This is a genomic window from Aquirufa sp. Wall-65K1, from assembly GCF_054558475.1.
This window is the reverse complement of record NZ_JBPXKD010000001.1, coordinates 62,080-80,644: the sequence shown is the minus strand read 5'-3', so window position 1 is coordinate 80,644 and position 18,565 is coordinate 62,080. Positions and strand designations below refer to the sequence as shown.

Genomic DNA, 18,565 nt, shown 5'->3' with positions numbered 1-18,565 from the left:
GCTTATTTGGTAGAAAAACGAGATAGAAAAAATAAACGAACCAAGATAGGCAAGGCAATGATGAACAAGCCATAAAAGAGATACGCCGAAACTAAACTGGCTATTAAACCTAATATGAAAGCTATTCTTACATAGTTTAGCCAAAAACCAGTGCTTTGATTTTTGGCAAACCAAAATACCAAAGGAAAATGTAAGGGCCATAAAACCAAACAGCTCAAATTGTATGACATAACTTCATGGTCTGTGGCTGTTGCTAAAAAGAAAATCAATATGCCGAAAAGTCCATAAACCAAGAAAAGAGCAATATCAATTCCATATAATAGTTTATGCTTATGTGCTAATCGCCAGGATACCAAGCATAAAATTAAAGATAAAGCTAATAATACAGGAATGGGTCCAAAAGGATCAAAGCCTTCCATTGGGTTTGCTTGAGCATCAAATAAGGTCAAGGAAGCTTCAACCAATTTAGTTTGATTCATACTTGCTTGAGCCGTAGCAATCTCTAGATTATCCGGTAAATAACAAGATTGAGAAGCACTTGCAGTGACATCTGAAGGTAAACCCAAGGCCAGGTTCATACCAAAAGTTACCCAAGCAGTGGCAGGTAAATAGCGATTCATCCAATCTCGGTAGGAAAGCCCTTCCAATCGCTTCATTTTACTCCAAGGATAGGCGCCTGGTGCTGCCTTTTCAAATATATCGCGAATACGCGTAGCGCAATTATCGTAGAAAAATTTATATTGATAATAACGATTCTCCGGTAAATAATTTGTTTCCAAAGCCTGAAAAATCTGATTGCGCTGGGCATTACTTAATGCCAATACTTGCTCCCTCAAAGTTCTGTTCTCATATTGAGAATAATAATTGAGCACGTCTGACATATTATTATATGACAAGGAATAGGGCAAGGTTCCTTTCAAAAATTTCCAATAAAAGTTTTCCGTTTGAAAGTCGAACGTTCCATAACTATAGGCTCTATCTAAACCTGTTTGGGGATCATACACACGAATTAGGGTATGACCAAAAAAGGAGTACAATTCTTTCCCTGGGGCAATGGTCACTAAAGACACACGGGATTGAGGACTTAGGCTACTTTGAGCAAGAGCTGACCAAAACAAGCCACTGAAAATCAAAACAAACAAATACTTCATAAAACCTTATTTACCTGCTATTATTAAGACCATTTCACCTCGTACTTTGTCAGGATGTTGATTTAAAAACTGTATAACTTCAGCTACTGAACCACGAATCATTTGCTCGTGCATTTTGGATAATTCTCTAGCCAGCATCACCTGCCTGGTTTCTCCCAAAAACTCCAGCGCTTGCTCCATGGTTTTTACAATTCGGTGCGGGGATTCATATAAAACAACCGTTTTATCTTCTTCAGCTATGGCTTTCCAACGGGTTTGACGACCTTTTTTATGGGGCAAAAATCCTTCAAAGATAAATCGATCACAAGGGAAACCCGAATTGACCAAGGCGGGCACAAAGGCTGTTGCTCCAGGTAAAGTTTCAACTTCAATACCTTGTTCTACACAAGATTTAACCAATAAAAAACCTGGATCTGAAATACCTGGGGTACCTGCATCTGACACCAATGCCAAAGTCATACCAGCCAATAACATCTTGATGACACCCGCTACTCCCGCATGTTCATTGTGGGCATGATGGGCAAATAAAGGTTTATTGATTTGTAAATGCTTCAATAACTGCCCCGTATTACGCGTGTCTTCCGCCAAAATACCGTCTACTTCCCCTAAAATTCGAATTGCTCGTAAGGTAATATCCTCTAAGTTTCCAATGGGCGTTGGTACAATGTATAATTTCATGCAATGAAAATACTACATAAATATGAATTTGTTGGGTGTGTACGTGATTATGAAAAATAATTTAACTACTCCTTAACCCTGCTCCATCATGATGATACATGAAATTTCAGTAGAATGGACTATAGCTGGTTATTGAGAAAATTAACGCTTGATAAAACAAAAAAAGCGCAAATTTCTTTGCGCTTTTGGTAGAGGGTGAGGGATTCGAACCCCCGGGCCTGTAACAGCCAACAGTTTTCAAGACTGCCTCGATCGACCACTCTGACAACCCTCTGTCTCAAATTGAGAATGCAAATTAAGGCCTTTTTTCGATTTTAAGCAAGTCCTTTGTCAAAAAATCCTTAAAAATTAATTGAGAAATCATCCAATCGACTGCTTCTGACCGCATTAAATTTTCAGGAATCCACAGGATTTTAATACCTGACCTTTCCATTTTCCGGAAAAAGGTCATCTGCCTTTTAGCAAATTGATGAATCGCTACTTCCAAACCTTTTTCTAATTCTTCCCGAGTGATTTTATTCTCCACAAAATCGGTTAACCACTTGTATTCCAATCCCAACCATCTCAAATCAGCTGGTTTTAAGCCTTTTGCAAGTAAATTTTCAACTTCTTCTACCATACCCTCATTCAATCGTTGAAATAAGCGATTGGAACAATTCCTTCTTCTGTCATCCCAAGAAGGTTGCAAACCAAAGACGATCGTCGGACGATCCAATTCCAAAGGTGATTCCAAAAAGGGAGGTAATTTAGAAAATTGATAACTTGATAAAACAGCATCGATATACAAGCCTGTACCTCCACATAAAATGGGAAATTTATGATGAAGGTCTATTTTTTTCATCGCCTCAAAAGCATCTTTCTGAAAATGGGCCACCGAATAGCTTTCTCCTACCTCCAAGATATCGATCAAATGATAAGGAACTGCATGCTCTCCTTGTCCATATTCCCCTATATCCTTTCCTGTTCCAATATCCAAACTTCTGTACAATTGCCTAGAATCGGCGGAAATGATTTCTCCTCCAATTTTCCTTGCTAATTCTACTGCCAAAGCCGTTTTTCCACTGGCTGTAGGTCCAAGAATGGTAATAAACGGTAGTGACATGAAAAATATGATTAAATAAACCGAGCTACAAAAATGCGTCAATTTTTCGAATAATATAAACGCAGTTTCTTATTTCCAACAGTACAAACTTGGGCCTCTTCCCAGGTTTTACAAATTTTCCTTTTACCTGCTTCATTCAGCGTATATAAAATGGGAGGTGTTATTTGAATTTCTTGAAAGCCAATGGACTGATACCCTTCCCCCCTATTCCATTCCATATCAATGTAAGTCATGATATTGTCAACCTTTTCCTCTAGTTGATAGTAGTGAAGTACCTTACTTAAGCCTCCGACAATCTGAGTGCCTAAGGTGGAACAAAAACGAATTAATTCGCCTGAAATATGTCCTTCAAATTCCTTTTCTTTCATGCGCATGGGTTTAGCCAATGTAGCCACTCCCACTAATTTTTGATCTCCCATCCAATATGGACTGCTAATGTTCCGAAATTGCCTGTGTGGTGGAACCACTAATCCCCAATAGCTCTTTGCTTGTGCTGAACCTAAGAGATGTTCATTTTCTAAAAAAGAATCAGCTATTTCTTTAGAAATATGCACAACACGTAAATCTCGAGCAAAAATGGAACTATTACCCAATTTACGAAACTGAAAATACCGCTTAATCCAAGTGGACTGTTTTAACCAAATATCTTCCCAAATTCTAATCCAAGGTGTAGAAGTACTAATCTGTTCCAAATACTGCTTTTGCCAAGCAGCAGGATCAGAAAAATCCTTCTGGCTTTGAAAATCTTTTATTGAAATACATTGTACATATAATGAAAGCTCAGGCAAAAAAATAGTAGAAAAAGCATGATTGGGACATAATTCTACCTTTATTTCCATTTCCTTTAAAAAAGAAATTACTTCATCAAAGAAATTAATAGGATATACGGACATGCCATGAGAAATTGCATTCAAAGATACGTGTATATTGAGTAGAATATCTCCTAATCTAACTTTGTAAACTAAAAATTAATCACATGAACTATCGATTTGAGGCGAGTAGAAAAGAAGTATCCACCTTTACGAATCAAGAATTAAGGGATCAGTTTTTGATTGAAAATATATTTGAACCCAATCAAATTCACTTAACCTATACCATATACGATCGGATGATCATAGGCGGTGCTATGCCCGTTTTAGGTGAAATAAAATTACCCAATCCAGAAAAATTAAAAGCTGATTATTTTTTAGAGCGAAGAGAGCTGGGTATCATCAATGTGGGTGGACCGGGAATAATTAAGGCCGATGGACAGAGCTTTGAAATTTCGAAATTGAGTGCTGTTTACTTAGGAAAAGGAACACAAGACGTTAGTTTTCAATCAGTTTCAGCTAATGAACCCGCCCAATTCTATTTACTCTCTTCACCCGCTCATGCTACCTATCCGAATGAGAAACTAGATAGAGAAAATGTAATTACTGTCAACGTGGGTTCATTGGAAAATTCCAATCACCGAACTATCTATAAATACATTCATAAGGAAGGAATACAGTCATGTCAGTTGGTCATGGGACTAACTATATTAGAACCAGGATCTATTTGGAATACCATGCCAGCTCACGTGCATGATCGAAGAATGGAAGCCTATCTGTATTTCGATGTAAAACCAGGTCAAGCGGTTTTACACTTAATTGGCGAAGCTCAAGAGACCAAACACATTTGGGTACATAATCATCAAGCTGTAATTTCTCCACCTTGGTCCATTCACAGTGGTGCAGGAACTCAAAACTATTCTTTTATTTGGGGAATGGCGGGTGAAAACAAAGACTACACCGACATGGATTTTTCTGAAATTTCTGAACTACGTTAATTATGAAAAAAGCGCTTTTAGGTTTACTTAGCTATTGTTTATTAGCTCCAGTTTTGGGCCAAAATACCCCCTATTCTATCCAAATGGCTCAATCTTTGATGCATACGCATCCAGATTCCATTCAAGTTAAAATTGGGAAGCCTGCTACTTGGGATTATGAACAAGGCTTATTCTTAAAAGCCCTTGAACATGTTCATCAAAGAACCGGAGACGCTACTTATTTTCAATACATTCAGAAAAACATCAACAGTTTCATTTCTGAAAAAGGGGATATTCGAACCTATAAGTTTTCAGAATTTAACTCGGACAATATCACCACAGGTCGCCTTTTGCTTTCTCTTTATCAAGAAATAGGCGATGACAAATACAGATTAGCTGCCGAACAATTACGCTTACAAATCAAAAAACAACCTAGAACAAAAGAAGGTGGATTTTGGCATAAAGACCGATATCCCGATCAAATGTGGTTAGACGGTTTATACATGCTAGAACCCTTTTATGCTGAATACAGTCAGGTATATCATGAAAATAATTGGGATGACATTGCGCTACAGTTTCAATTGATGTATAAAAATGCCCGAGATCCTAAAACAGGATTGTTGTACCATGCTTATGATCATGAACGCAAGCAAGCTTGGGCTAGTAAACAAACTGGACTTTCACCTAATTTTTGGGGAAGAGCTATGGGTTGGTATGCTATGGCCTTAGTGGATGTTTTGGACTATTTTCCTCAGCAGCATCCCAAAAGAAGTATGTTGATTAAGCAATTAAATGAATTAAGCACTGCTTTAGTTAAAGTACAAGATACATCCACTGGACTTTGGTACCAATTACCCACTTTAGGTACTCAAAAAGGGAATTACTTAGAGGCTTCATGTGCCAATATGTATGTATATGCTTTTGCGAAAGGGGTTCGTAAGGGCTATCTGCCTGCCAATTTCTTGACAGCGGCACAAAAAGCCTATGTATCCATTTTAGAAAAATTCATCACCAAAGACGCACAAGGCTATATTCATTTAGAAAAAACGGTAAGCGTAGGTGGATTAGGTGGAACGCCTTATCGAGATGGAAGTTTCGCCTATTATATGTCAGAACCTCTCAAAACAGATGATTTAAAAGGTGCTGGTCCCTTTATCTTGGCTTCTTTAGAAATGGAAATAGCTAAGGAATTGGGTATAGGAAAAGGTAAAAAAGTGGTATTGGATTATTATTTTAACCATGAGTTCCGTAAAAATAAGCAAGGAAACATGGAGCGTTTCCATTATACTTGGGAAGATAGAAAGGATTCAGGATTTCAGTTATTAGGAGTACAAATCGAGCAGTTAGGAGCTACATTGGACAGCTTAGCTCAAGCCCCTACAAGCAAAAATTTGGCAGGAGCTTCCGTGTACATTATAGTAGATCCAGATAGTCAAAAAGAAACCGCCAAACCTAATTACATGCGTGTGCAGGATGCGGATGAAATCGAAAAATGGGTAAAGGCTGGTGGAACTTTAATTTTATTGGCCAATGATACAACCAATTGCGAAATACCCAAATTTAATACTTTGGCAAAAAGGTTTGGAATGGAATTCATGGGGCCTAATTTAAATATGGTTCAAGGAAAGAATTGGCATCAAGGAACATTGAACATTTCATCCAATAATCCCATTTTCAAAGGATTGAAAAAAATCTATATCAAAGAAATTTCAACCATTAAACTTTCAGGAACGGCTAAATCCTTAGAGGATTTAAATGGCCATTGTGTGATGGCCATGGCCCAGGTGGGTAAAGGGCGAGTGTTCGCTTTGGGAGATCCATGGATTTACAATGAATACACCAATAACCGCCGAATTCCTTTGGAATATGAAAACTTCCCAGCTGCCAAGAAATTGATAGAATGGGCGTTAAAACCTTAAGGAAAGCGTAAACCCGTCATTTTTTCTAAGGTATTTTTCGTCACAGCAAATGTTTGCCAGTTAGGATGCAAATCATGCTGGTTTGGGAAAAGTAAATACCAAGATTTTTCGGGACCAATCACCACCTTCCAACAATATTTTGGAATGATCACCTCATTTCCAATTTTATCCAAAACCCCAAAACCGCCGGCATAAATCGTTAATTTTTGTCCCCTTTTGGCCAATTTTCTACAATAAGATTCTAGGCGTTCCCAAGGTCCTCGATTCAGTTCAGGAGTCTGTGGAATCATGTTGGACATGTAGAAAGTTTCCGCATTTAAAAAGAAATTGGAAGATCGATCTTCTGAATTACAAAGATGCCCCCGATCGTATCCGCTGTATTTATAATCATCAGAATCTATTTTCTTAAAACTTCTAGGTAAATCATCATCTTCTCTAAACCGATTCGAACGAGGCGTATCTCCCAAATCGGAAGCTGATAGCGTCCAAGCCACCCAATTAGCTTTTCCTTGAACTCCATCATAGGACATTACATATCCCCTTTTTATTTCTAAGTAATTAGAAGTAGAGGCCGTAGAAGCCCCTGATATATTAAAAATACCTCCAGGTAATAATGCCACCTGGAGGTATAATAGGATGCTTAATAGCATAGGTTACTGTTTATTTTTTGTGTGAAAACATCCAAGAGAATAATTCAGGTTCTTTAAATACATTATCCCATGAGTTGTGGTTGACACCTGGGTATTCGGTATATTTTGGATTGGCCCCAACTTCCTTTAAAGCAGCTACAGCCTCTCTAGAATGTTTTACAGGCACCACGGCATCTGCATCACCATGAAATATCCATAGCGGAAGTTTTTTAGCATACTTTTTAACAAAATGTAAGTCGGCACCACCGCAAATAGGTGCAGCTGCTACAAACATTTTAGGGTTTCTGGAAATGGCTTCAAAAGTCCCCATTCCACCCATAGAAAGTCCCATGATATATAAACGCTTTTTATCAGCAGCTTTTTCCTTCACTAAATCTTTGACAATACTAAGCGCCGCAGCTAAAGGCCAATTGGGTTCTTTGGGATATTCAAAAACAAAAGTTGTTGGCTTAGTAGTTCGATCAATTTTCACCGTGGACCAATAGGAATTGGAAGGGCATTGAGGAAAAATAACTATGGCAGGAAATTTAGATTGATTACTAGGATCCAAAAACAACTTGGAACCATGGGTCAACTGTTTTTCATTGTCGCTTCCTCGCTCACCCGCCCCATGCAAAAATAGAATTACCGGGTATTTCTTTCCCTTGACATAATTTTCAGGATAAAGAATTTGGTAAGGTAGGTTTTGATCGGGACCAAAAGCTAATTCCCTTTTTTCGAATTTAGCTTGAGAAAATGCAGAGAGGCTTACACATAAAGCTAGCCATAAAAAAAGAAGTTTTTTCATCATTTTATTTCTTTAAACGTTTTTTCAAATCTTCAATAGAAACCGTCATCATTCGACCCACCTTTTCTTTACCCCTGTAGGAAATCATGCGCATCACTAAGGCATCTTTAGGGACTATAATTTTACCAGAAGCAGCAGGATAGAAATTATCAGGATAAGAAAAATCAAAACTGTAATGAATAGATAGAGGGTTAACTTCCGTGCTTAATTCAACCCATAATTGACCTTGCTCATTTTTACCTACCTGAATGATAGCATCATACATACTCGGCGCATATTTGCGTTCAGCCTGATCAAAACGACCAAAGTGATGCTCCACACGGCTTACGAAATTATCCCAATTTCTGTTTTCTTGAGGAGACCATAAAGCCTCTGAAACAGCCCAAGCACGCGGGAATAACATGTATTGCAAATGACGGTAGGTAAACAATTGTTCTGACCATAAGTTGGCCTGCCCACCTTTCACTAATTTGGCATCCACTCCATCAGGAACAGGATTGAATGCATAAGAATCTTTTAGTCGAACCGTTTCATATACTGGAGGCTCTATGGCAGCGTCACCCTGCATTAAATCCACGTACACGTGATTATTAGGAGTCATTACCACTTCATGACCATCTTTAGCTGCCTGTACTCCTCCAGCAATACCCCTCCAAGACATCACAGCTGTATTTTTAGGTAAACCACCACCTTCTAAAATCTCATCCCATCCCATCATTTTCTTACCTTTGGAAGTAATGATATTTTCTAATCGACGGGTAAAAAAGGCTTGTACTTCTTGTGGGGTTTTCAAATTTTCTTTCTGCATCATGGCTAAAATCTGAGGATTTTTTTCCCAATAATTTTTAGGGCACTCATCTCCTCCCATATGAATGTATTCGAATGGAAACATTTCAGCCACTTCCGTAAATACTTTGTCCAGAAAGGTGTATACTTTTTCATTGGCTGGACAAAGCGTATTGTCTTGCAGAGCTACTGCATGACCATGAGACCAATCAATAAAAGGTTCACCTGAGATCACTTGATAATTTACAGCCTCAGGTGTACAAGATAATTCAGGATAAGAAGCAATAGCTGCCATGGAATGACCAGGAACATCAATTTCAGGCATGACATTCACAAAGCGTCCTTTGGCATAAGCTACGATTTCTTGGATATCCTCTTTGGTAAAAAATCCACCTTGAGTTCTAGGCTCATTAGGTTCTGGCTTAGAAAATTCTGTAAAACGGCCTACTTTAGGTACATTCCATGCCCCTTTTTTGGTCAAATTAGGGAATGATTTAATTTCCACGCGCCAACCTTCATCATCTGTTAAGTGAAAATGTAAGATGTTATACTTATAGGCCACCATTTCATCAATAAACTGCTTTACTTGATCTTTATTGAAGAAGTGACGAGCTACATCAAGCATTAAACCCCTCCAAGCAAAACGCGGATAATCAGTGATTTGAGCAAAAGGGATTTTCCAAGATGACTTAATTACCGTTTGTTTGGATTCAATTTCCTTTGGCATCAATTGAATTAAACTTTGAATACCATAAAAAATACCGGCAGGTTTATTTGCTGTAATCAATACCCCTTTGGCATTCACAACTAAGGTATAACCCTCATTTCCCAAATTAGCTATGGGTTGATTGGATAATACCAAACGAATTTGGGCTAAATCAGCTTGAGAACTAGCATCCCAAAGCATCTGCACCTTACGCATGGCCGTTTTTTCTAAGCGTTCTGTTAAATTTTTAACTGCCACTTGTAGGCTTTCGTCTTTAGGAGCGGCTATAATTACCCGACTAGGCAGACTATAAAATCCTTGTGGGTAATTGGCTTTTACAGGAATAGGAATTAAAGGAGCTTGTTGGGCTGCAAGAGAAAAGTGAATGCTCAGTAATAAAAAAAATACTTTTGCAATGAATTTAGATTTCAACATGAGTTTTAAATAGATTTTTAGTAAAAAATGATAAATTTTCGTTTTAAAGGTTTTAAAAATAAGGTCATTTTCGAAATTTTAGTATAATTTCGAGGAATCAAGTAAAAAAACAGAAACAAAATCATGAATAACACCATTTCCCTTGCGGCTCAGCAAGTCGAACTTACACATGCTATTGATACTGTCTGGGTGGCCCTTTGCGGAGCGCTCATTTTTCAAATGGAGGGAGGCTTTGCTTTATTAGAAGCCGGCTTTGTCCGTTCAAAAAACGCCGTCAGTATCATTGCCAAAGTCATGATTGACATCATGTTTGGCGGAATAGCCTTTTATGTAGTAGGATTTGGTATAGCCTACGGAACAGGATTATTCGATTTCGGAATCAATTTAGGAGATTTAGGTTTAGGTCTCACCATTTCTAATAAATTATTTTGGTTTATTCAGATGGGATTTGCCATTGCAGCTATCTCCATTGTTTCTGGTGGTGTGGCAGAAAGAATGAAAATGTGGGCCTATGCTATTTATGTCACGATTTTCTGTGCCTTTTTATATCCATTGGTGGCTCAATGGGTCTGGAATCCACATGGCTGGTTTGCCTTACAAGGATTCAATGATTTTGCTGGTTCGGCGGCAGTTCATGCCATGGGTGGTTTTGCTGCATTAGCGGGTGCTATTGTATTGGGACCTCGCATTGGGAAATACAATGAAGATGGTAGTATCAATGCTATCCCTGGTCATAATTTAACTTTATCTGCCGTAGGGGCATTTATATTGTGGTTTGGATGGTTTGGTTTTAACCCAGGATCTACCTTAGCAGCTGTAGGGAAATGGGATTTAATTGGTTCTGTAGCCACCAATACCTTTTTAGCATCAGCTATGGGAGGAGTTTCTACTATGCTGTATACTTTTATACGTTATAAAAAGGTTGATATTACCATGGTCATTAATGGAGTATTGGCAGGATTGGTAGCAGTAACGGCGGGTTGTAATGTCGTTAGTCCTAATAGTGCTTTAATCATTGGATTTGTAGCAGGTATATTGGTAGATGTAGCCGTTGTACTAATCGATAAAATGCAAATTGATGATCCAGTCGGTGCTATTGCGGTTCATGGAGTAAATGGTTTTTTCGGTACTGTGGCCGTGGGTTTATTCTCAGAAAAGAATGGTTTATTTACTACGGGACAAACAGATCAATTGCTGATTCAGGTAATGGCAGTCAGTATCATCAGTATCTTTTCTTTTAGCGCTACATTCGCGATATTTAAGTTATTGAAGAGTACCATTGGTATTCGCCTAAGCTACAAGGCTGAATCGGCTGGTATCGATGCAGTTGAATTTGGAGTTGAATCATATACCACATTTGAATAAGCTGAAAGGGAAAAACCTATGAAAAAAGTAGAAGCTATTGTTAAGCCATCCAAATTAAAAGCCATTCAAAAAGGCTTAATTGATGCCAATATCCCCTGTATGACCGTCGTGCCTGTTCGTGGCGCGGGATTACAACAAGGTTATTCAGAAATATATCGAGGTACCGAGAAGTCCTTAATCTTATTGCCCAAAGTCATGATCATTTGTGTGGTCAGTGATGAAAACCTGGAAAAATGCATTGATGTAATTCTAGACAATGCCTCCGAAGGAAATACGGGTGATGGTAAAATATTCATCTATGATGTCCAAGATGCCATACGTATTCGTACCAGAACCAGAGGTGTAGAAGCGATTAGGTAAAAGGTGGGGATTGATTTTGGATATTAAAATATCCAAATCATAACCTACATGTTACCTTATAATTTTCTGGCTTTCATCCTCACAAACATCTCCTCGGAGTACCATTGGTATTGCCTGGTTTTTTTAATCATGGGAGCATGAGCACGGGAGCGATAAGCAAAGGCATCCAAGGCTTGCGCATTTTCCCATATACTAAATGTGGCTTGTTCGAATAAAGGCACCTCACCAACACCCTTGGCAAAAAGTAAACCGGCTTGATTTTCAATACCCCGACTGGAAGAAGGAACATTCATCCAAAATCGTATTGCCTTTCTTTTATCGATGCTGGCTCGAGTGATGACAGCTACTGGACCATCCCAAGGTTCATTAGAATCATCAAATTCAAAAGGTTGCTTATGATTCCAAGTTCCATGTCCTTTCCATGGAGTAGCATCCCAACCTGAAATAGATTCAGCCTGACTAGCTAATTCTTTCCATCGATCATCGGTCGAAAAAAATGTTTGAGCAGCATCTTCGTTTTTCCAAAGACCAAGAAAGGCATAAGTTCCCCAGTCTGGGAATATGGAAAATCCATTGCCTGCCCCGGTACCTAAATGCTTAGCAAATAGTAATCCCTCAGCTTGCCAAGGATTTGTTCTCAATTTACCCATCCAAGTAAACGCATTCCATTTGGCTGTAAAACCTTGAAAATGAAGAAAGCGAATGGTGATGAATTGCATAATTCTATATAATAGGATTCTTAGGGAATATTATTTACAACCTAAACTAAAAATTTCATTTCATGTTCAAAGTAACTGGTTTCTTATCTTTAAAGAAGCTTTTATTTCTTTAAAGGCATGTTTGCCTGAACTTTTTTTCTCCAATCGATCAAAAGGCGATGTAATTCATCGCGTTTGGCAGGAAATTGCTTTGCCACATCGTGGCGCTCGCCAACATCTTCTTTTAAATTATACAGCTCTAATTGCGCTAATTCGAAATTATCCACGAGTTTCCAATCGCCTAAGCGAACTGCACCGGCCGGCCGGCCCATTTGGTTTGAAAAATGTGGATAATGCCAAAATAGGGGCCTATTTTGATCTTTTATCGAAGGTTTATTAATCATTGGCCAAATACTGATTCCATCAGTGAGGTCTGGGGCTTTTTGTCCTAATAAATCTAAAATGGTCGCTGTATAATCCGTATTCATGAAATAGGTATCATTTACCTGTTTAGGCAAAATTTTACCTTCCCAAAACATAAGTGTAGGAATTCGAATACCTCCCTCATACACGTGCCCTTTCCATTTTCGAAGGCTATCATTTTGGGTGGGTGTTGGGCCTAATTCTGGCAAACCCACGCCACCATTGTCTGAAGCAAAAATCACCAAAGTGTTTTTCAATAGCCCTTGTTTTTTCAATAATTCCATAATGCGACCTACCCCCTCATCCATACTTTCGACCATTGTGGCGTAATAGGGATTATATTGACCTTTAAATTTCTCGTATTTCATAAAATACTTGTTCAATTTGGTAGCTTGGGGAACGATAAACACATGAGGAGCCGAATAGCACATATACAAGAAAAAGGGATTAGCATCTGTCTGTTTACTTATGAAGTCAACGGCATAATCGCTTAATTTATCGGTCAAGTAGCGTTCTCCTTTATCTTCAAAAACCTGTTGGAAACTATCTTGGAAGATTCCATAGTTATAATAATCAAGGCCATTTTTTCCAATCATTCGTGCATAATCAAAGCCGCGATTCCAAGGCGCGAGGCTATCTCCTGAACCTAAATGCCATTTTCCAATCATTCCAGTTTGATAACCTAAAGCCTTTAGTCGTTGGGCTAAAGTAATTTCCATGGATGGCAAATAAGTTTTCCAATTCGCGGGCAATAGAGGGGAATCCTCTTCTGTTCGATTACCCACCAAGAAATTTGTTAATTTTAATCGAGCCGGATGAAGGCCAGTCATGATGGCTGCACGTGAGGGTGAACAAACGGTACTTGCCGCATACGCCTGCGTAAATCGAATACCATTCTGGGCTAATGAGTTTAAATGTGGGGTTTCATTGTAAGGATTTCCATAACAAGCTAAATCCATATAACCTAAATCATCCGCAAGAATGAAAATGATATTGGGTTTTTTAGGGGTATCTAAGGCGTAAATTTGTAAACTCAAGAGGCTTAAAAGCAAAATAGAAAAGACCTTTTTCATAGGTATAAAGATTTATTTTCCAATACAAAACTTCCCAAAGATATTTTTCAATAAATCGTCATTGGAAATGGCTCCTGTGATTTCACCTAAATGATGTAAGGCATAACGAAGGTCCTGAGCGATTAAATCTCCTGTTAAATTCGATTTCAATGCATGTAAAACCTCCTCCAATGTCTCTTGGGTTTGTTTCAACTTTTCATAATGCCGCAAATTGGTCACTAAGGTTCCTGAGTTAGACACCTGATTCAATCCCACAACATCCAATAATTTTTGTTCAAAATCCGCTAATCCCTGACCAAATTTAGCTGAGATAGCGACCGTAGGAAAGCCCAAAGATTCCCATTTGGAGATGTCTGGTTGAGCTTCATCTACTTTATTTAAAATCAATATCAAAGGGATTTCCAAATTGGCCATCTCCTCAACCGTATCCTGAATATCTTTTTTGGTATCCTTGGTCACATCCACTACATACAAAATCACTTGGGCCTTTTTAACCCAAGCCTGGGTTCTTTGTACCCCTTGTGCCTCAATGACATCTGCGGTATCTCGTAGTCCGGCTGTATCCACCAAACGAAATCGAATACCTCCTAAAACCCATTCATCTTCTAAACTATCACGGGTGGTACCAGCAATATCCGAAACAATAGCCCTCTCTTCTTTCAATAAGGCATTGAGTAGCGTAGATTTACCCGCATTGGGCTTACCCACAATAACCGTTGCAACTCCATTCTTAATGGCGTTTCCGGCTTTAAAACTTGCCACTAAGGGCCTGACTTTTTCCAATAACTTATTGACCAAATCCTCCAAATCTTGTCGGTCAGCAAACTCAACATCTTCTTCACCAAAATCCAATTCTAATTCTATCAATGAGGCAAAATGAATCAATTCCTCACGTAAGGCCGCCAATTCCTGAGAAAATCCACCCCGTAATTGATGTAAAGCCGCCGAGGTAGCTGCTGCAGAATCCGCTGCGATAACATCAGCCACCGCCTCTGCTTGGGCTAAGTCAAAGGCACCATTTAAAAATGCTCTTTGTGTAAATTCACCAGCCCGAGCCAATCGAGCCCCCTTTTCAACGAATAATTGAATGATACTTTCTTGAATATATGGCGAACCATGGCAAGATATTTCAATCACATCTTCTTTGGTATAAGATTTGGGGCCTTTGTACAAACTAATCACCACTTCATCAAATACCCTTCCACCCGACTCAATACGCCCATAATGTAAAGTATGAGGCGCTTGCTTACTTAAATCTTTGTTGGGAAACACGTCATTAACCCATTCAATTGCCTGATCTCCCGACAATCGAATGACACCAATTGCGCCCACACCCAAAGGCGTGGCTAGGGCAATGATCGTATCCTTAAAATCCATTATAACAAGTTTTGTAATTTCATGGCCACGGACATATCGCCTGAAATCTTGATTTTTCCAGTCATTACTGCCATCATCGGATTTAAATCACCCGACATTACCTTACTGAAATTTTCTACTGTTGCCGAAATAGTACAATCCGCTTCCTCATTTTCATTAGTAACCGTTCCATCATTTTTTACCACGATGATTCCTTCTGGGAAAGCAAATTTAAATGAAACTCCTAAGCCGCCTTTCTGTGCAGCCATGGTAGCAATACGATCATTGATGTCTTGAAATGTCATGTTATTTTTATAAATGTGTCAATAAAAAGCAAATTTAAGGCATTTAATTCCTTAATAAAATACACTAAACCTCACGCCGACAAATACCCTTGAAGTCGCAATACTGGCAATCCTCCAAATTACTTGTTTTCTCAAATGCTTGGGTAGGATCTAGTAAACGTTGAACCCAATGCTCCACCAATTGTTCTGATTCTTTTAAAAATGATAACAAAGGTTGACGTTCTTGAAATTCAATATTCTCAGTTAATACTTTTGAACCCAAATTCCTGAATGATATGATGCCAGGCTGTATTTGAATATGGTCAGCTTGGAATTGTTTCAAATATCCTACTCGATCTTCTTTGGATTTAGTTAACTCAGTTCCTAATAAAAACTTATATAACCACAATTGAAACAGTTTTTCCTTTATTTCATCGGATGTTAATTCCGATATCAAATCCTCTGCTATCTTTAAATCCTTGGCTTCTACTTTACCTGTTTTGTAATCTAAAATCCTAATGGTATTCTCCCCCAAAAGATCCATGCGATCTATCCTACCTTTCAACTTAACTGGCCAAATATCTCCATCTACTGGAACATTTACCATGGTTTCTAAACTTCCTTCTACCACCAAAAGTTCAATGTTTTCCTTTTCCCATTGTGGAGAAGATTCTAAATAATTTTGTAAAATGGTTTTGGCAACTTCTTTTAACACATAATTAAAGCCCTTTTCTAGTTCAAATACCCCTTTTTCTTTCTCTATTTCTCGTATGGCCTCATGTAAATAATCATCCAAATGGTTGATTTTATCGTTCCAATCCACTAGCTCTAATTTACCCGAATACTTTTCAATGATCTCGGCATCTATTATTTCTAATACCTTATGAATCCAGGTACCAAAAACATCCGCTCCCATCTCGTCATCACTCTGCTTATCATCTCGCAAACCCACTATTTGAGAGAAATAATATTTCATGGAGCAGGTAACCAACATGGATACAGAAGATGCAGACAGCCCCCTTTTTTGCAACACATCCTTTATCTTTTGTCGCATCTCACCCGTTTTTTCAATTCGAGTAATGTGTTCTTCCTGTTGTTGTTGAGTTTGTCCCAAATGCAAAATGGGTTCTTCCAAAATCAGGTTAGGATTCTTCTTTTGCCAATCAAATTGTATCTGTTTAATGAATCGACTCATTTCTTTGATACTTGATTTTTCAGAAGGTTGAACATAACAGAGTATGACCTCTTGTGCACGTTGCATCAAGCGATAAAAGTGATAAGCTGTTACCGCATCTGCTTGGGTAAAAGTAGGTAATGAAAAATACGACATATTGGCGATGTCGGTAGGAATTAGACTTTCTCGCTTTCTTGTCCCTGGTAATGAACCTTCATTCAAAGACAATACAATCACACGATCAAAGTCTAGGGTTCTAGTTTCCAATAAACCCATGACATGCAAGGTTCTAGAACTATGATCAGGTCCCTCAAATGTCAGCTTTTGCTGCTGCAATAATTGCATCAACAATATTTTTCCACTTTTATAGGAAATTGGGAAACGACCTTTTATAGCGGATTCTAAGGTTTCACAAACATCAAATGCCTGTTGAATGGCTTGCGCTTCTTCATCCCATTCATTTTTAGGGTAGGCCCTTAAAATTTGTTCGACAAAACCCTTAATTTGACTTAGAATAATAGAAAATTCATCGTCTAATTGAACTACAATATGCTGAAGTAAAGGAATTTGAAGTTCCTTTATTTGTTCAAATGAAAGATATAAACTTTCCTCACCTAGCTTGGAAAGTATATTTTGGGCAGGAACTTGTCTTTTTTTAGACTCCGAGTCAGCATAAATTTGAACCAATGGGTGATTCCAAAGTTTCAAGAAATGCGACATAGGATAGCGTTCATCTACACCTCTTTTGGTTAATTCCCACCATAAATTCAGTAAGGAATAAATCTGTGTTTTTTTGATGGAAAAACCCATCGTGATATTCAATCGATCCTTGAATTCACCAATATATTGTGTCAAAGAGTCCAATAGGGATTCATCCCCTAATACCAATGCCACCTGTTCATGATCTCCATGATTTTTTGCCCAATTCCTAATGGCCTCCATGGCCACATAAACTTGAGCAGAGGGATTGGCCACACCTAAAATTTGGACTTTTTTGGGTGATTCCATTAGGTTTTTACCCATCCAAAGGAAAGGTCCACGAGATAAATATTCTTGAGAAGCAGGATGAGAATAATTTCTTAACCAATTGCCTGCTCGATGAAATTTATTTTTCACATAATATTCATCCGCATCCCAAAGCGTGTTAGCCAATCCTTGTTTCAAAAGTAGGCTAATGATATCTTCTTCAGCTTTGGACAAAGCATTAAAGCCAACAAAATAAATCTTTTTGAAGGCTTTAGGAAGAGCGATACCTTTTTCTAAATTCTCCACCAAGCGCCGATAGGCCATTCCCCGATAAACCAATCCCAAAGAATCTAAACGATTTTTGAGTCGAATATAAACCTCTAATAAATGATCATAAAGCTGAAAATATGCCTTGGTATGTTCGGTAATGAATTTTTCTGGATGTTCTTCACCATAATCTTTTCCCCACCGCTCCAAAGATTTAGCCTCAGAAAGAAAAGAAAATAATTGAACGGGATCTACCATATAAAGGTCGAGCACATCAAAATCCTTTAACATCAATTGTCCCCAGGAAACAAATCGATCAAAATCTACCTGAGGATCAACCTCTTTAAAGCAAGTAAATGCTTCTGACAATAAAGAAATGGGGTCAATGAGCTCGGAATTTGTCATTTGCAGAGCAAATTCCTCAATGGTCATAATTTTAGGAGAAAGAAATGGTCTTTCTCCCAATTGAGCTAATTGTGTTTTAAGGTAAAGCGCACCACGTTGGGATGGCATGACGATAGCCACCTCCCTTATTTCATCAAAGCCATGTTGAGCAATGAGGTGTTCCGCTGTTTGCCTTAAAAATGATTTCATCCGCG

General features: G+C 38.4%; 16 protein-coding genes and 1 tRNA gene. 4 read left to right on the top strand and 13 right to left on the bottom strand.

Annotated features, from left to right (window positions below):
- Positions 1–2: 2 nt before the first annotated feature.
- The 5 genes from ACST15_RS00360 to ACST15_RS00340 all read right to left on the bottom strand — a co-directional run bounded on the left by ACST15_RS00360 (position 3) and on the right by ACST15_RS00340 (position 3,824).
- Positions 3–1,151: an Lnb N-terminal periplasmic domain-containing protein gene (locus ACST15_RS00360; RefSeq protein ID WP_459452650.1), complete on the bottom strand. Its 1,149-nt coding sequence runs from the start codon at positions 1,149–1,151 to the stop codon at positions 3–5.
- Between the two features lie 6 nt (positions 1,152–1,157).
- Complete coding sequence (rsmI, locus tag ACST15_RS00355) at positions 1,158–1,829, bottom strand: 16S rRNA (cytidine(1402)-2'-O)-methyltransferase (RefSeq protein ID WP_459452648.1); 672 nt, start codon at positions 1,827–1,829, stop codon at positions 1,158–1,160.
- A 186-nt stretch (positions 1,830–2,015) separates the two neighbouring features.
- Positions 2,016–2,103: transfer RNA gene (locus ACST15_RS00350), tRNA-Ser, on the bottom strand.
- A 21-nt stretch (positions 2,104–2,124) separates the two neighbouring features.
- Complete coding sequence (locus tag ACST15_RS00345) at positions 2,125–2,931, bottom strand: tRNA (adenosine(37)-N6)-dimethylallyltransferase (protein WP_459452646.1); 807 nt, start codon at positions 2,929–2,931, stop codon at positions 2,125–2,127.
- A 38-nt stretch (positions 2,932–2,969) separates the two neighbouring features.
- A complete protein-coding gene (locus ACST15_RS00340) occupies positions 2,970–3,824 on the bottom strand; it encodes a hypothetical protein (protein ID WP_459452644.1) in 855 nt (284 codons plus the stop codon).
- 83 nt (positions 3,825–3,907) lie between these two features.
- Between ACST15_RS00340 and kduI the strand changes: the two genes are divergently transcribed.
- A complete protein-coding gene (gene kduI, locus ACST15_RS00335; RefSeq protein ID WP_459452642.1) occupies positions 3,908–4,738 on the top strand; it encodes a 5-dehydro-4-deoxy-D-glucuronate isomerase in 831 nt (276 codons plus the stop codon).
- A gap of 2 nt (positions 4,739–4,740) precedes the next feature.
- A complete protein-coding gene (locus ACST15_RS00330; protein ID WP_459452640.1) occupies positions 4,741–6,636 on the top strand; it encodes a glycoside hydrolase family 88/105 protein in 1,896 nt (631 codons plus the stop codon).
- Here ACST15_RS00330 and ACST15_RS00325 read toward each other — a convergent pair.
- From ACST15_RS00325 to ACST15_RS00315, 3 genes are read right to left on the bottom strand one after another with little or no spacing between them, the layout of a single operon-like run.
- A complete protein-coding gene (locus ACST15_RS00325; protein WP_459452639.1) occupies positions 6,633–7,286 on the bottom strand; it encodes a DNA/RNA non-specific endonuclease in 654 nt (217 codons plus the stop codon). The two genes, ACST15_RS00330 and ACST15_RS00325, sit on opposite strands and share 4 nt — an antisense overlap.
- Before the next feature lie 10 nt (positions 7,287–7,296).
- Complete coding sequence (locus ACST15_RS00320) at positions 7,297–8,076, bottom strand: carboxylesterase family protein (protein WP_459452637.1); 780 nt, start codon at positions 8,074–8,076, stop codon at positions 7,297–7,299.
- Between the two features lies 1 nt (position 8,077).
- Positions 8,078–10,000, bottom strand: a complete 1,923-nt coding sequence (locus ACST15_RS00315) for a beta-N-acetylhexosaminidase (protein ID WP_459452636.1) — start codon at positions 9,998–10,000, stop codon at positions 8,078–8,080.
- A 123-nt stretch (positions 10,001–10,123) separates the two neighbouring features.
- Here ACST15_RS00315 and ACST15_RS00310 point away from each other — a divergent pair, with 123 nt between their 5' ends.
- Positions 10,124–11,365, top strand: a complete 1,242-nt coding sequence (locus ACST15_RS00310) for an ammonium transporter (protein ID WP_459452634.1) — start codon at positions 10,124–10,126, stop codon at positions 11,363–11,365.
- 18 nt (positions 11,366–11,383) lie between these two features.
- Positions 11,384–11,725, top strand: a complete 342-nt coding sequence (locus tag ACST15_RS00305) for a P-II family nitrogen regulator (protein WP_130925100.1) — start codon at positions 11,384–11,386, stop codon at positions 11,723–11,725.
- 56 nt (positions 11,726–11,781) lie between these two features.
- Here ACST15_RS00305 and ACST15_RS00300 read toward each other — a convergent pair whose 3' ends face one another.
- The 5 genes from ACST15_RS00300 to ACST15_RS00280 all read right to left on the bottom strand — a co-directional run bounded on the left by ACST15_RS00300 (position 11,782) and on the right by ACST15_RS00280 (position 18,560).
- On the bottom strand, positions 11,782–12,444 hold the full coding sequence (locus tag ACST15_RS00300; protein WP_459452632.1) for a spheroidene monooxygenase: 663 nt from the start codon (positions 12,442–12,444) through the stop codon (positions 11,782–11,784).
- A gap of 101 nt (positions 12,445–12,545) precedes the next feature.
- Complete coding sequence (locus tag ACST15_RS00295; protein WP_459452630.1) at positions 12,546–13,919, bottom strand: sulfatase; 1,374 nt, start codon at positions 13,917–13,919, stop codon at positions 12,546–12,548.
- Between the two features lie 12 nt (positions 13,920–13,931).
- Entirely contained in the window at positions 13,932–15,296 is a 1,365-nt protein-coding gene (mnmE, locus tag ACST15_RS00290) for a tRNA uridine-5-carboxymethylaminomethyl(34) synthesis GTPase MnmE (protein ID WP_459452628.1), read from the bottom strand.
- Positions 15,296–15,580 carry an SCP2 sterol-binding domain-containing protein gene (locus tag ACST15_RS00285; protein ID WP_109322748.1) on the bottom strand — a complete coding sequence of 95 codons (285 nt, stop codon included), beginning with the start codon at positions 15,578–15,580 and terminating at the stop codon, positions 15,296–15,298. The genes mnmE and ACST15_RS00285 overlap by 1 nt, the downstream gene beginning before the upstream one ends.
- A 64-nt stretch (positions 15,581–15,644) precedes the next feature.
- Positions 15,645–18,560: a PD-(D/E)XK nuclease family protein gene (locus ACST15_RS00280; protein WP_459452626.1), complete on the bottom strand. Its 2,916-nt coding sequence runs from the start codon at positions 18,558–18,560 to the stop codon at positions 15,645–15,647.
- Between the last annotated feature and the right edge of the window lie 5 nt (positions 18,561–18,565).

Coding starts and splice junctions, on each gene's coding strand:
- ACST15_RS00360 (WP_459452650.1), bottom strand. CDS start 1,151: ATGAAGTATTTGTTTGTTTTGATTTTCAGTGGCTTGTTTTGGTCAGCT.
- rsmI (WP_459452648.1), bottom strand. CDS start 1,829: ATGAAATTATACATTGTACCAACGCCCATTGGAAACTTAGAGGATATT.
- ACST15_RS00345 (WP_459452646.1), bottom strand. CDS start 2,931: ATGTCACTACCGTTTATTACCATTCTTGGACCTACAGCCAGTGGAAAA.
- ACST15_RS00340 (WP_459452644.1), bottom strand. CDS start 3,824: ATGTCCGTATATCCTATTAATTTCTTTGATGAAGTAATTTCTTTTTTA.
- kduI (WP_459452642.1), top strand. CDS start 3,908: ATGAACTATCGATTTGAGGCGAGTAGAAAAGAAGTATCCACCTTTACG.
- ACST15_RS00330 (WP_459452640.1), top strand. CDS start 4,741: ATGAAAAAAGCGCTTTTAGGTTTACTTAGCTATTGTTTATTAGCTCCA.
- ACST15_RS00325 (WP_459452639.1), bottom strand. CDS start 7,286: ATGCTATTAAGCATCCTATTATACCTCCAGGTGGCATTATTACCTGGA.
- ACST15_RS00320 (WP_459452637.1), bottom strand. CDS start 8,076: ATGATGAAAAAACTTCTTTTTTTATGGCTAGCTTTATGTGTAAGCCTC.
- ACST15_RS00315 (WP_459452636.1), bottom strand. CDS start 10,000: ATGTTGAAATCTAAATTCATTGCAAAAGTATTTTTTTTATTACTGAGC.
- ACST15_RS00310 (WP_459452634.1), top strand. CDS start 10,124: ATGAATAACACCATTTCCCTTGCGGCTCAGCAAGTCGAACTTACACAT.
- ACST15_RS00305 (WP_130925100.1), top strand. CDS start 11,384: ATGAAAAAAGTAGAAGCTATTGTTAAGCCATCCAAATTAAAAGCCATT.
- ACST15_RS00300 (WP_459452632.1), bottom strand. CDS start 12,444: ATGCAATTCATCACCATTCGCTTTCTTCATTTTCAAGGTTTTACAGCC.
- ACST15_RS00295 (WP_459452630.1), bottom strand. CDS start 13,919: ATGAAAAAGGTCTTTTCTATTTTGCTTTTAAGCCTCTTGAGTTTACAA.
- mnmE (WP_459452628.1), bottom strand. CDS start 15,296: ATGGATTTTAAGGATACGATCATTGCCCTAGCCACGCCTTTGGGTGTG.
- ACST15_RS00285 (WP_109322748.1), bottom strand. CDS start 15,580: ATGACATTTCAAGACATCAATGATCGTATTGCTACCATGGCTGCACAG.
- ACST15_RS00280 (WP_459452626.1), bottom strand. CDS start 18,560: ATGAAATCATTTTTAAGGCAAACAGCGGAACACCTCATTGCTCAACAT.